The following is a 13,392-nucleotide window of genomic DNA, read 5'->3' on the forward strand; positions in this document are numbered from 1 at the left end:
GGTTACAATTCAATATATTACAAAAGTTTAGGAGAAAGCAGGAAGGACATTTTGGTAAAGAAAAAGGCATATGTTGTACTTATTATCATCTTAGGAGTGTTCATCTATCTTTTATGGTCTTTTTTTCGAACGTCCTATCAAATTCAGCAGTCCGTTCACAACATGGATCTGCGCTATCAGCAGCCATCTGCCAATCAACAGCACATCGTGTTAATTTCACAAGAACTAGATAATCCGTATTGGCGAAGCGTTGAAAAAGGAGCGAGGAACGCTGCTGATAAATGGGACATGCAGATGGAATATATCGGCCCCATTCGTATTAATCCTGATGAACAGATTCGTTATTTAGAGAAAGCGATTGCTTCGAAAGTAGATGGGATTATCGTTCAAGGATCTCGTGACCCCAAACTGCTTTCTCTTTTGACGAAAGCAAAACAAAAGCACATCCCTATCCTAACGATTGATACGGATGCCCCGAACAGTGAACGTCTTGCTTATATTGGGACAGACAATTTTACATCAGGAAAATTATTGGGCGAGTATGTGGCAAAGAGGATGAACGGAAAAGGTACCATTGGCGTCATTATGGGAAGCCGATCAGCAGATAACCATAAGCTCCGCGTAAAGGGTTTTTTAGAGTCTATTAAGTCTTACCCAGAGCTATCTGTTAAATCCATTGAAGAGTCTAATATTTCGCAAATCCAAGCGTCACAGATGGCGGAAAAAATGATGAGAGCTTACCCTGACATTAATGTGATGGTTGGAACAAGCGCTTTAGACGGATTAGGCATTATCCAAGCTGCTGAAAATATCGGCAGAGAAAGTATTCATATATACGGGTTCGATAATCTAAAGGAAACAAAACAAGCAATTCAAACCGGTAAAATGGAGGCTACGCTAGAGCAAGAACCAGCGATGATGGGATATAAATCGGTGCAATTACTTCATCAGGTTTTTACAGGTCATTCAGTGAAGGCACAATATTTTACACCGATTGATGTGCTTCGTAAGGAGGATGTGAAATGAGTATTCGAAATAAGCTCTTTATTTTCATCCCCCTTTTGGTCATTTTTTTAAATTTTATTTTCTTTTTAATCTTTTATAGCGGTAAGCAAGTGCAAGAAAGCTATCATGTTGTGACAGAGCGAATTCTACTGTATAAACAAATTACAGATGGCTCTAAACACAATCTCCGTACGCTCAATCAGCACTTAACGTCTCAAGATGATAAGAGTTTACAAGCCTTTCAGAGAGAAAAATTATCGCTAAAGAACCTACGTTCACAGCTAGCAGAGCAAGAAAACATCGGCACTAGCCATACGCTAATGATTCAAGATTTGGAACATATGATTGATAGCTTTGTGGAGGAAGAAGAGGCGACCATTTTTGCTCTGCAAAAAGGTGACTTAGCGCAATATACGCTTCATTACGCAGAAGCTGAAAAAACATCCTCGTTTATACGAGAAGAAGGACAGAATCTTGTTGATGCAGAGCTTAGCTTTTATCAGCCGTTCTATAAAAATATTTTGCGACATACGGAAGTGATTAATCGATTGGGCGCGGCCTTGTTCATTATGACGACGGTTGTCAGCATTGGACTTGCGATTTGGCTATCTCGCAGCATCACAAATCCTATTAACCATTTAGTTCAGGCAGCGAGAAGAATCTCTCACGGGGAAGTCTCGCCTGATATGCCAAAAGGAAACGATCGAGATGAAATTGGCATTCTCGCATCAGCTTTTCAACATATGCTGAAAAGTTTGAAGGAACTAAATGAGAAGCAGCTTGAAAGTGTTGAAAAGGATCGGCTTGTGAAGGAGCTAGAGCTAAAAGCGCTTCAAAATCAAATTAACCCGCATTTTTTATTTAATACGCTAAATGCCCTATCAAAGCTTGCTTTTATTGAGGGCGCTGAGAAAACGAGCGATTTAACCATTTCCGTTTCAAATCTGTTGCGCTACAATCTTCAAAAACTTGATCAGCCTGTGACGTTACGTGAAGAGGTAGAGAATGTGAGAGAATACTTTGCGATTCAAAAAGCACGTTTTAGAGAGCGTATTACGTTTCAAACGGTTATTGACGAAGAAGCAATGAATCATCTAGTTCCCTGTCTCACACTGCAACCGATTATTGAAAACGCTTTTGTGCATGGCATTGAGGGAATGGAAGAAGGGGCCGTTATTTGCCTGCGTATTCAAAAGCAAGAAGACACTGTGAAAATTTCAATTGAAGATAACGGAGTAGGAATGTCGGAGGAAACGAAACAATCCTTGCTTCGTATGGAGCAGGGTGCTGTGCCATCTACTAGTACGGGAATTGGAACTGTTAATGTTTTCAAACGTCTTGAGCTATTTTATGAAACGAACAACCTTGTGCGTATTGAAAGTAAGGAGGGAGAAGGAACGCTCATAATGTTTCATCTACCACACACACCGATGCAGGAACAATAAGGAGGAGATGAAATGTACCGTCTATTAATTGCTGACGATGAGGCATTGGAACGTGAAGGATTAGAGTTGTTAATCGGTCGGAAAATGCCCAATACTTTTGAGGTTTTTCAAGCTTCTAACGGCAGACAGGCCATTGAACTTGCTGAAGAGTATAGACCTGATATTGTCTTGATGGACATTAAAATGCCTGGTATTCAAGGTCTAGAAGCCCTAAAGCAAATAAAAGCGATTGATCATCGAATTAAAATGGTGCTTATTACAGCGTATGACTACTTTTCCTACGCCCAGGAAGCTGTTTCAATTGGCGTGAAAGACTATTTGTTGAAGCCTGCTAAACGAGAGCAGGTAGTCGAAACGCTAAACAAACTTCTTCAAGAGTTAGAAGAGGAACGTGCAAAAAGAAGTCATGAGCTAGGCGTAGAAGAAACGTTAGCGGAACTCATTCCTGTTGTAGAAAGTGAGCTTGCTATGATGTTGATGTTCAATCAGGTACAAGAGGTTGATGTTAATCGTTTGGCACAAATTGCGAACTTTTCGGTAAGAAGAGGCTATTCAATAATCGTTTATTTAGCAGAGGCTTATGCTGATGAAGGAGAGAAAAAGAAACTCCACGACGAGCTCAAGAATATGCTCAAGACCGTTACGCGCTGCTTAGTAAGTCCACTTTTTCAAAATGAGATTGCCATCTTTATTCCTGTTACAGATCAGTACGATCCAAAACAAAGTGAAGGTTTTCGTGTGAAGATCAATACGTTTATTGAGGAACGGTTTGGGTTGTCCGCTCGAGTTGTAATTGGTGCGGTGCAGATAGGATTGCCTGGTTTGCAGAAATCCTATCAGGATGCGAAGCAAAGCCTTTTACCCGCAGAGCATCAAGAGTCAGATAAGCAACAGACTATTATCGAGAAAGCTCAATCCTTTGTTAACCAACACTATGCTGAAGATGTTTCGATGGAACAGGTGGCAGAATGGGTAAATTTAAGCTCTTATTATTTTAGTAAAGTCTTTAAAAGCGAGAGCGGCCAAACGTTTACGGATTATTTAACAGAAGTTCGGATGGAAAAGGCCAAACAGTTTATTGCCAACATGGAACTAAGCTTGAAGGAAATTTGCTTTCTAGTGGGATATAAAGATCCAAACTATTTTAGCCGTGCATTTAAGCGTTACACAGGGATGACGCCTACTGATTACCGAAATATATTGTGACAGTCCATCTCCTAAGGTGGACTTCTTTGTTGTAGAAAGACAAAAAAGTGCTAGAAAAGAAACCCTTTTCATTGATAAGCGTGTGCGAAGCAAAAAAGTGAAGATGAATCACAAAGAAGTGAAGAATTTACTTCCCTTTTACTAAAATTCTCTGTGCTACAATTGTGTAAACGCATTCAATTATTTGCTGTGTAGAGACGAATGAAGCTAATAGACAGCAAGAGGCGAAGGGAGAAGACATCAATGGGAGAAGCAATTTTTCATCCAAAATTCGTAGACTATTCAATTATTTTAGTATACTTTGCTTTTGTAATTTTAGTAGGGGTCGGTTTAAAGAGCAAAATGAAGACTGGAGAAGACTTTTTCTTATCAGGACGCTCTATTCCAGGATGGATTACGAGTATTGCCTTTTTATCTGCTAACCTTGGGGCAGTAGAGATGTTAGGAATGGCTGCAAGCGGTTATCAATACGGCTTTATGACAGCTCATTACTATTGGTTAGGGGCAGTACCTGCAATGGTATTCTTAGGGATATTCATGATGCCATTTTATTACGGTTCAAAGGCAAGATCTGTTCCGGAATTTTTAAAATTCCGCTACAACGAAGCAACACGCGGATTTAATGCTATTTCATTCGCAGTAATGACAATCTTAATGTCAGGGATTAGCTTATATGCGATGGCCCTTATTTTAAAAGTGTTGCTTGGATGGTCAATGAATATGAGTATTGTTTTATCTGCTCTAATCGTCCTAGTTTATGTAGGAGTCGGCGGATTAACATCCTCTATTTATAATGAGGTCATTCAGTTTTTCTTAATTTGGATTGGATTGTTACCGATTACATTCCTTGCGCTAATTGATGTAGGCGGTTGGGATGGACTTATGTCTAGAATACCGGAGAATCTCACACATACGTGGGTGGGGACATCAACCGCAGCTGGAAACGGGATGAGCGTCGAATGGATAGGGCTCGTTTTAGGACTCGGTTTTGTCCTGTCATTTGGATACTGGACAACAGATTTCCTTGTTGTACAGCGTGCAATGGCCGCAAAAGATATGACAGCAGCAAGAAACACACCGATTATGGCATCATTCTTGAAGATTTTAATGCCGTTGCTAACGGTTATTCCAGGACTTGCGGCGATTATTTTACTGCCAAAGCTTGGAACAGTTGATCACGGTGGAAACTATGACATGGTTTTACCTTTGCTAATGGCAAAGTACTATCCAACTGGCTTGCTAGGCCTTGGAATTACAGCTTTACTTGCTTCATTCATGTCAGGTATGGCGGGTAACGTTACAGCGTTCACTACTGTATGGACGTATGATATTTACCAAGCCTATATTAAAAAAGAAGCATCTGATAAACATTATTTATTCATGGGTCGTCTAGCGACGGCTGGGGGAATCATCATTAGTATTGGAACGGCCTATATTGCCATGGGATTCCCAAGCATTATGGATTATATCCAAACGCTATTCGGATTCTTTAATGCACCTCTGTTTGCGATTTTCTTACTTGGAATGACGTGGAAACGTGCAACAGGATGGGGAGGCTTCTGGGGATTATTAGTTGGGACATTAACGGCTGCAATCTTGTATTTCGGCTTACCGTCCGATTATTTCCCAAGTGCCGCTGCAGGGAACTTTTGGAGAGCATGGTGGGCATTCTTTGCTGCTTTTGTCGTCGAAATTCTAGTGAGCTTTTTCACCAAGCCGAAGAAGCCAGCAGAGCTTATTGGACTTGTATACGGTGTAGGAGACAAGTTGAAAGAGCCGAATCTTCCTTGGTATCGTAAGCCATCCATTCTCGGTACAATTTCAATGGTCATCTTTGTAGCCGTTAACATTTGGGCATTTTAAGAGGAGGATGAAGTCATGAAAAAAATGCTTTTGGATATACGTGCGAATATCGGGTGGATTCTAACGATCATCGGGTTGCTTATATTAGTGACAGGTATTGTTAGCCCTCCAACCCTAAAGTCATTAAACGGTCTAAATATTAACCTTATATGGGGAAGCGTAACAACAATTGTTGGCGTTATTTTCCTAGGTTTGTATTTTAAAAACCCAGATATGGAGTAAGAAAAGGACGAATGCTGTTATTGGCATTCGTCCTTTTTTTGCGTGAACTTTATGAACAAAATGCCCCTAACGTTTTTAATACACATTACGTCGATAACCTCATATTGGAACGAAATTTATGTACAATTTAGAAAACGCTTACAATTTTAAAAAGAGGGGGAAGAAACATGTTTAAAATGAAAAAGCTGTCTGTGTTAATGTGTGCAAGCGCTATGGTTGTCGGATTAGCGGCATGTAATGGAGAAGGAGCTTCTACTAAAGGAGGAGCCAAAGGAAGCGATTATCCAAATCGTGCAATTACGGTTGTAGCACCATCAGGAGCAGGTGGTGGATGGGATTTAACGGCTCGCTCGTTTACAAAAATTTTGAGCGAAACAAAGGCGGTTGACGAGCCCCTAACGGTCGAGAACAAACCAGGCGGCGGTGGAGCTGTTTTTATGGCACAGTATGCAACCCAAGAGGCTGATAACAATGACATGTTATTTGTCAATTCCCCACCAATCATTATTAATAACTTGAAAAAAGAAGGAAATAGCCCGTACGGCTATAAAAATACAACGCCCTTAGCACAGTTGACGAAGGATTATGGAGCGATCGTTGTAAGAGCAGACTCAAAGTTTAAAGATTTGAAGTCATTGCTAGATGAAGTGAAAAAGGATCCAACTAAATTAACGTTTGCTGGGGGATCCGCACCGGGTTCAATGGATCATCTAATCTCCATTCTTCCCGCTTACAAGTACGGAGTTGATCCAACGAAAATTAAATATGTTTCGTATGACGGTGGAGGAGAAGCCATTACGTCGCTATTAGGAAAAAATGCGGATGTTATCGGAACGGACGTATCAAGCGTACGTGAGTTTTTAAAGGCAGGAAAAATTCGTGTATTAGCAACCACTGCACCTGAGCGTTCAAAGGACAATCAATTAAAAGATATCCCGACTGCTAAAGAACAAGGGGTAGACGCAGAATTCCTAATTTGGCGTGGTGTATTCGGCCCAGAAAAAATGTCTAAAGATGCAAAAGATTACTGGGAAAAGACAATTGGCAAACTTGTAGAATCTGATGAATGGAAGAAAGAAGTAGAAACGCAAGGATGGGAAATGGAATACAAAGATGCAAAAGAATTCACTTCGTTCCTAAAAGATCAAGAAGAGCAAGTGACGCAGCTTCTAGATGCATTAGGAATGAAAAAGTAATATTTCTCACAGGCGTCATAAGCGGTTATGGCGTCTGTGCACTACTTGTAGAGAGAGGAAGTGATAACGATGGACGTTAAATTTGATCGTATTGCTGCTGTACTGTTTCTCCTAGTTGGCGTGCTGTTTATGTATGGAAGTAGACAAATTGCTAGCTCGGCATATGGAAGTGTTGTAGGACCCGATATTTTTCCCCTCGTATTAGGTGGGATTTTAATTTTACTTAGCCTCCGTCTTTTCTATGAAACGTTCCGCTATCAGGTGAAAAGCGGTGAAAAGGTAGAAATGCAGTATAAACTTTTTGTCATCATTTTTATTGCGACATTAATTTATGTGTTAACACTTGAAACGATTGGATATGTCATTACAACTTTTGTGTTTTTGCTTGTATGCTTTCAAGCGATGGAAAAGGGAAAATGGATCAAATCCTTCATCATTTCCGCAGCTTTTTCAGGAATTGTGTATTACGTATTTGTTGATATTTTAAAAGGAACATTACCGGGATGGCCAGTTTGGTTTTAGGCTACAAAGAGGGGTGAAAAAATGAGCACAGTAGAGTATTTATTAAGTGGATTTCAAACAGCGCTCGTCTGGTATAATATTTTATTTGCTTTCGTTGGTGTATTGATTGGAACAGCGGTTGGCGTATTGCCGGGAATTGGCCCGATGAGTGGGGTGGCGCTACTTATTCCTGTAACAGCTTCTATAACAGGCGGACTCCCTCCTGAACAAGCTGCTACGAGTGCCATCATTTTATTAGCAGGAGTCTATTACGGAGCTATGTATGGAGGATCAACAACCTCCATTTTATTAAACACACCTGGAGAATCTTCCTCAGTTGTGACAACGCTTGACGGCTATCAAATGGCAAAGCAAGGGAGAGCAGGAAGTGCACTTGCCATTTCCGCTATTGGCTCCTTTGTTGCCGGAATTGTTACACTGATTGCCTTGATCTTATTGGCGAAGCCATTATCCAATGTGGCATTAAAATTTGGTCCAGCAGAGTATTTTTCGTTAATGTTACTAGGTCTTGCTGCAGTGAGCGGCTTGGCAGGAAAATCAATTACAAAAGCACTTATTATGACGATTATGGGTCTATTACTTGGAACAATTGGTGTTGATAACGTATCGGGAGTAGCTCGCTTTACGTTTGAATTTCCTTGGCTTTATCAAGGGTTAGAATTTTTAACGATTGCTGTAGGATTGTTCGCATTAGGTGAAGTATTCAAAACGATCGTTGAAAAAGAAGAGGAAGAAGGAGAAATTGCGAAGATTAAGCGCTTAATGCCGACAAAGCAAGAGCTGAAGGATTCTGCTGCTCCAATTGCTCGAGGTTCGATCTTAGGATTTTTTGTTGGGATTTTACCAGGTGCAGGCGCGACTCTTGCTTCATTCTTTGCGTACATTTTAGAAAAGAGAGTAAGTAAAAATCCTTCGAAATTTGGTCAGGGTGCAATTGAAGGAGTAGCCTCTCCTGAGTCTGCAAACAATGCAGCATCAGGTGGAGCAATGATTCCCTTATTAACACTTGGTATCCCAGGTTCAGGGACAACGGCTATTTTAATGGGAGCCCTTATGATGTATAACGTACAGCCTGGACCACTTTTATTTGAAGATCACCCTCAAGTAGCTTGGGGTCTTATTGCGAGTATGTTCATTGGGAATTTAATGCTCCTTATTTTAAACCTTCCGCTTGTGAAAGTGTTTGCTAAAATTATTGAAACACCTAAGAAATATTTAATTCCGATGATTATTGCTATTTCTATTTTTGGGGTATACGCTGTACAAGTTTCCGTGTATGATTTGCTTTTATTAGTAGCGTGTGGAATTTTAGGTTATTTCTTTAGCAAAAATGATTATCCAATTGCTCCGCTTGTACTCGGTCTTGTACTAGGACCAATGATTGAAAACAATTTACGCCGTGCGTTAACCATTTCAAACGGTGATTACGGTGTGTTCTTTACTCGTCCTATTTCCCTTGTTTTTCTTATCATTACAGTTTTATGGTTGGCCATTCCGATGCTGCTTAAAAAGCGCGGAAAAGACGTTGTCATCAATGTGGAAGGATAAAAACCCCTCGTGTAGGGGTTTTTGTTTGTAAAAAGATGGATGTTTACACGGTGTGGAAGTGCGGAATATTCTATAGTATACTTCACCACACTATCTGTGTTGAAAGTGCGTACTTACATTTCGTTTTGAGATGTACTATACTCATTCGTACCGGGAAACTAATTTCCGATTCATAGCAACTATCTCGTGGGCCTGCGAGTAACTTATTATAAGCGACAAAGGAGAGAGACATTCATGGAATTACAATTAGCATTAGACTTAGTCAACATCCCTGAAGCAAAGGAACTCGTTAAAGAGGTTGAAGATCACATTGATATCGTTGAAATTGGGACACCAGTTGTCATTAACGAAGGATTAAAAGCAGTAAAAGAAATTAAAGAAGCATTTCCTAATTTAAAAGTTCTTGCAGATCTTAAAATTATGGATGCAGCTGGATACGAGGTAATGAAAGCTTCTGAAGCAGGTGCAGACATCATTACAATCTTAGGTGCTGCTGAAGATATGTCCATCAAAGGGGCAGTAGAAGAAGCGAAAAAACAAAACAAAAAAATTCTTGTTGATATGATTAGTGTAAAAGATATTGAAACACGCGCAAAAGAGCTTGATGAGCTTGGCGTTGATTATATTTGTGTTCATACAGGTTATGACCTTCAAGCAGTGGGACAAAACTCATTTGATGATCTTCAAACGATTAAACGCGTTGTGAAAAACGCCAAAACTGCTGTAGCTGGTGGTATTAAGCTAGAGTCATTACCAGAAGTAATTAAGGCGCAGCCAGATCTTGTAATCGTTGGCGGAGGAATTACAGGCGCTGATGATAAAAAAGCAGTAGCAGAAAAAATGCAATCCTTAATTAAAGAAGGAAACTAAGAATGAATCCTGCAGAGAAAGTCGTGGCAGAGCTTGAGAAGACGATTTCACTATTAAAGCAGGAAGAGATGGACAAGCTAGCTGATGCGATTCTTTCCGCTCGTAAGATTTTCATTGCAGGAGCTGGGCGCTCTGGTTTAATGGGCAAAGCTTTTGCGATGAGACTTGTTCACATGGGATTTGATGCCCATGTGGTAGGTGAGACAACTACTCCTGGAATTACAGATGAAGATATTTTTATCCTTGGTTCAGGATCTGGTGAGACGAAAACGTTGCTTGCGATGGCTACAAAAGCACGCGATATTAACGCAACAATCGCGTTAGTTTCTATTTTTCCTAACTCTTCTCTTGGAAAGCTTGCGGACCTTACCGTTCAGCTTCCTGGGGCCTCGAAGGAACAGGGAGAAGGGGAATACGAAACGATTCAGCCAATGGGATCGCTTTTTGAACAAACTCTTCTTGTTTTCTATGATGCCATCATATTAGCATTAATGGACAAAAAAGGGTTAGATTCACATACAATGCTAGGCCAACATGCCAACCTAGAATAGAAGAAAAGCTGACTCATACGAGTCAGCTTTTTATAGTTAAGGATAAATGGATTCTTTTACTTCTACATGATCTTCTAAAGTTGTTTCCATGTAGTTACGCCCCCATGCATACATAGCGTCAAGAATGGGCATTAGCGTTTCACCTTGTTTGGTTAAGGAGTATTCAACTTTTGGGGGGACAACTGGGTAGACTTCGCGGTGGACGATTTGATCTTCTTCAAGCTCTCTAAGCTGATTCGCGAGCATGCGCTGTGTAATCTCAGGAATAAGTGCTTTTAACTCACCAAATCGTTTCGTTCCACCTTTACCTAAATGCCATAGTACAAGCATTTTCCACTTCCCGCCGATAATATTTAACGTAAGCTCTTTTTCACAGTTAAATACTTTATCATTCATACGTCCCACGTTCGACACCTCCGTCTTTTCACAATAAGAGTAGTGTAATTATACCGATCAATTGATTATAGGTGCAATATATAAGCTTTACCGTAAAAGTACCCCTCAGGGAATACTAAATATGATAAGATGTGAATAACCAATATTTAGTCATTAAGGATCAGATACATAGGAGATGCGGTCGTTAAACAGGGGGAAAATTGAATGCGGTTACAAACAAAGCTGATGGCCGGGATCTTTGTTCTCGTTATTTTAATTGGGTTAGGATTTGAAGCAACGTTCAAAGATATGATGGAGGATAATCTAAAGGAAAGTAAGGGACACCAGGCGTTAGCCATTGCGAAAGCCGTTGCCAATATGCCGGAGATACAAAAAGCATTTTTGCTTCCAAATCCTTCTACCGTTATCCAACCCATAGCGGAACAAATTCGAAAACAGGTGGATGCAGAATTTATCGTCGTAGGAAATAGACAAGAAATTCGGTATTCCCATCCGAATGCAAAGCGCCTTGGGAAGAAGATGATGGGGGGAGATAATAAAGCGGTATTTAAGGGGAAAGCGATTATTTCGGAATCAGTCGGAACGTTAGGGCCCTCTTTAAGAGGGAAAGCACCTATTTTAAATGATAAAAACGAAGTAATCGGTGTTGTATCTGTGGGCTTTTTACAAATTGATATTCAAAAAGAAATTAAGCGTCTGCAGGGGAAAATCTTTTTGTATACGTCTCTTCTATTAGTAGGTGGTCTTGTAGCAGCGATCTTAATTTCATTTAATATAAAAAAAGCGATTTTTGGACTTGAGCCAAGAGAGATTGCCTGGATGTATCAGGAGAAGCATGCTATTTTAGAATCCATCCACGAGGGAATTATCGCTATTGATGCGGATGGAGATATTACCGTCGTAAATGAAACGGCTCATAAAATACTCGGTGTGCCAAATGATGTTCTGCTTCGAGGAAAGCCGATTGAAGACGTAATAAAACATACACATTTGCTACAGGTGGTTCAAACGGGATTAGCAGAATACGATCGGGAGTTTTTAATTGAAGGAGAAGTGTTTGTCGTAAACCGGATTCCGATTTTTGATAAACGTCAGCAGGTCATTGGCGCCGTCGCAAGCTTGCGTAAAAAATCAGAATTATCAAAAATAACACAAGAGCTTTCTAACGTAAAGGCATATGCGGAGGGATTGCGGGCTCAAACGCATGAATATTCCAACAAGCTATATACGTTATTGGGATTGATTCAGCTTGGATCTAATCAAGAGGCGATTGACTTTATATCAAAGGAAGTGAATGTGACGCAAGGGTTTCTTCATTTCATTACACAGGAAATTGGCGATCCAATTCTAGCTGGATTTATCCTAGGAAAGGTCAGTCTAGCGCATGAGATGAGAATTGAATTTGAGATTGACCCTGACAGTAGCTTTGTTGATATACCTCGTTCAATCAATAGAGATTCAATTGTTACAATTGTTGGGAATTTAATTAATAATGCGTTCGATGCAGTCAAAGAGAATATAGATAAAGAGAAAAAGGTGACGTTATTTTTAACGGATTTAGGAAGGGACTTAATTATTGAAGTAGAAGATAACGGAAATGGGATTTCGGCTGAAAATGAAGAACGAATCTTCCAAAGAGGTTTTTCCACAAAGGGAGGACAGAACAATGCAGGCATTGGACTTAGCCTTGTTCAAGAATCGCTAGAAGGATTAGATGGATACTTAACACTTTCCAGCGAAGAAGGAGTAGGAACAGTCTTTACCGTTGTTATTCCAAAGAAAGAGGGGCTTTAATTCATGAGGGGAACGAAGATCATTGAAGTTTTAATTATCGAAGACGATGTGCGAATCGCTGAAATTCAAAAGCGCTACATCGAAAAGATTGAGGGGTTTCAAACCATTGGAATTGCCACTTCCTATGAAGAGGCAAAGCAATCAATTGAAATTTTACAGCCAGCGCTTATTTTATTAGACGTCTACTTTCCAGATATGAATGGCATTCAGTTTTTGAGAGAGATAAAGAGTGACTACAAGGGAATTGATGTCATGATGATTACCGCGACGAAGGAGATCGACGTCATTCAAGAAGCTATTTCAATTGGCGTATTTGATTTTATTATCAAGCCTGTTATTTTTGAACGGTTTGAACAGTCATTAAAGCGATACGAAGAGCACTATATGATTATGCAGTCATTAAAGCGAGATAATAAAAGTGTTACGCAGCTAGAAGTGGATCAGCTTCTTCGAAAGCAAAGCTCTTCACAAAAACATACGTATTATCCAAAAGGCATTGATCGTCTTACCTTAGAAAAAGTATTAGACGTGCTTTCTGGCTGTACCGTTGGGTTAACGGCTGAACAAATGGCAAAGGAAATTGGTGCGAGTCGTACAACGGCACGAAGATATTTAGAATACTTGATTTCTGATGGGAAGATTGACGCAGATCTGTCATATGGAACCGTCGGAAGGCCAGAAAGAGTATATATAATCAAAGCAGGGGTTTCCTGAATGCAGAATATATAAAGAGGAAAGAGAAATGCGGCTATTGGCATTTCTCTTTTTATGTAT

General features: G+C 40.1%; 13 protein-coding genes. 12 read left to right on the plus strand and 1 reads right to left on the minus strand.

The window, feature by feature from the left end:
• The first annotated feature begins 51 nt into the window (after positions 1 to 51).
• The 10 genes from IE339_RS01930 (at position 52) to hxlB (ending at position 10,428) form a co-directional block, all read left to right on the plus strand.
• Positions 52 to 1,026: a sugar-binding protein gene (locus IE339_RS01930; RefSeq protein WP_242173098.1), complete on the plus strand. Its 975-nt coding sequence runs from the start codon at positions 52 to 54 to the stop codon at positions 1,024 to 1,026.
• Positions 1,023 to 2,450, plus strand: a complete 1,428-nt coding sequence (locus tag IE339_RS01935; protein WP_242173101.1) for a sensor histidine kinase — start codon at positions 1,023 to 1,025, stop codon at positions 2,448 to 2,450. The genes IE339_RS01930 and IE339_RS01935 overlap by 4 nt, the downstream gene beginning before the upstream one ends.
• A gap of 12 nt (positions 2,451 to 2,462) precedes the next feature.
• Positions 2,463 to 3,656, plus strand: a complete 1,194-nt coding sequence (locus IE339_RS01940; protein ID WP_242173103.1) for a response regulator — start codon at positions 2,463 to 2,465, stop codon at positions 3,654 to 3,656.
• Between the two features lie 243 nt (positions 3,657 to 3,899).
• Positions 3,900 to 5,519 carry a sodium:solute symporter family protein gene (locus IE339_RS01945; protein ID WP_242173105.1) on the plus strand — a complete coding sequence of 540 codons (1,620 nt, stop codon included), beginning with the start codon at positions 3,900 to 3,902 and terminating at the stop codon, positions 5,517 to 5,519.
• A gap of 15 nt (positions 5,520 to 5,534) precedes the next feature.
• Entirely contained in the window at positions 5,535 to 5,741 is a 207-nt protein-coding gene (locus IE339_RS01950) for a hypothetical protein (protein WP_242173107.1), read from the plus strand.
• Between the two features lie 167 nt (positions 5,742 to 5,908).
• A complete protein-coding gene (locus IE339_RS01955) occupies positions 5,909 to 6,937 on the plus strand; it encodes a Bug family tripartite tricarboxylate transporter substrate binding protein (protein WP_242173109.1) in 1,029 nt (342 codons plus the stop codon).
• Positions 6,938 to 7,006: 69 nt separating this feature from the next.
• Positions 7,007 to 7,459: a tripartite tricarboxylate transporter TctB family protein gene (locus IE339_RS01960; protein ID WP_053403146.1), complete on the plus strand. Its 453-nt coding sequence runs from the start codon at positions 7,007 to 7,009 to the stop codon at positions 7,457 to 7,459.
• A gap of 21 nt (positions 7,460 to 7,480) precedes the next feature.
• Positions 7,481 to 9,007, plus strand: coding sequence for a tripartite tricarboxylate transporter permease (locus tag IE339_RS01965; protein ID WP_242173111.1), 1,527 nt, complete (start codon positions 7,481 to 7,483; stop codon positions 9,005 to 9,007).
• Positions 9,008 to 9,241: 234 nt separating this feature from the next.
• A complete protein-coding gene (gene hxlA, locus IE339_RS01970) occupies positions 9,242 to 9,877 on the plus strand; it encodes a 3-hexulose-6-phosphate synthase (RefSeq protein ID WP_242173113.1) in 636 nt (211 codons plus the stop codon).
• 2 nt (positions 9,878 to 9,879) lie between these two features.
• Complete coding sequence (gene hxlB, locus IE339_RS01975; RefSeq protein ID WP_242173115.1) at positions 9,880 to 10,428, plus strand: 6-phospho-3-hexuloisomerase; 549 nt, start codon at positions 9,880 to 9,882, stop codon at positions 10,426 to 10,428.
• A 36-nt stretch (positions 10,429 to 10,464) separates the two neighbouring features.
• On the opposite strand, the gene IE339_RS01980 is transcribed toward hxlB, so the two are convergent.
• Complete coding sequence (locus IE339_RS01980) at positions 10,465 to 10,833, minus strand: transcriptional activator HxlR (RefSeq protein ID WP_242173119.1); 369 nt, start codon at positions 10,831 to 10,833, stop codon at positions 10,465 to 10,467.
• A gap of 195 nt (positions 10,834 to 11,028) precedes the next feature.
• Here IE339_RS01980 and IE339_RS01985 point away from each other — a divergent pair, with 195 nt between their 5' ends.
• Both IE339_RS01985 and IE339_RS01990 read left to right on the plus strand, forming a co-directional pair.
• On the plus strand, positions 11,029 to 12,618 hold the full coding sequence (locus IE339_RS01985; protein WP_242173122.1) for an ATP-binding protein: 1,590 nt from the start codon (positions 11,029 to 11,031) through the stop codon (positions 12,616 to 12,618).
• A gap of 3 nt (positions 12,619 to 12,621) precedes the next feature.
• On the plus strand, positions 12,622 to 13,332 hold the full coding sequence (locus tag IE339_RS01990) for a response regulator (protein WP_242173126.1): 711 nt from the start codon (positions 12,622 to 12,624) through the stop codon (positions 13,330 to 13,332).
• The last annotated feature ends 60 nt before the right edge of the window (positions 13,333 to 13,392 follow it).

The organism is Priestia koreensis (assembly GCF_022646885.1).
In the GTDB taxonomy this organism is placed as follows: Bacteria; Bacillota; Bacilli; order Bacillales; family Bacillaceae_H; genus Bacillus_AG; species Bacillus_AG koreensis_A.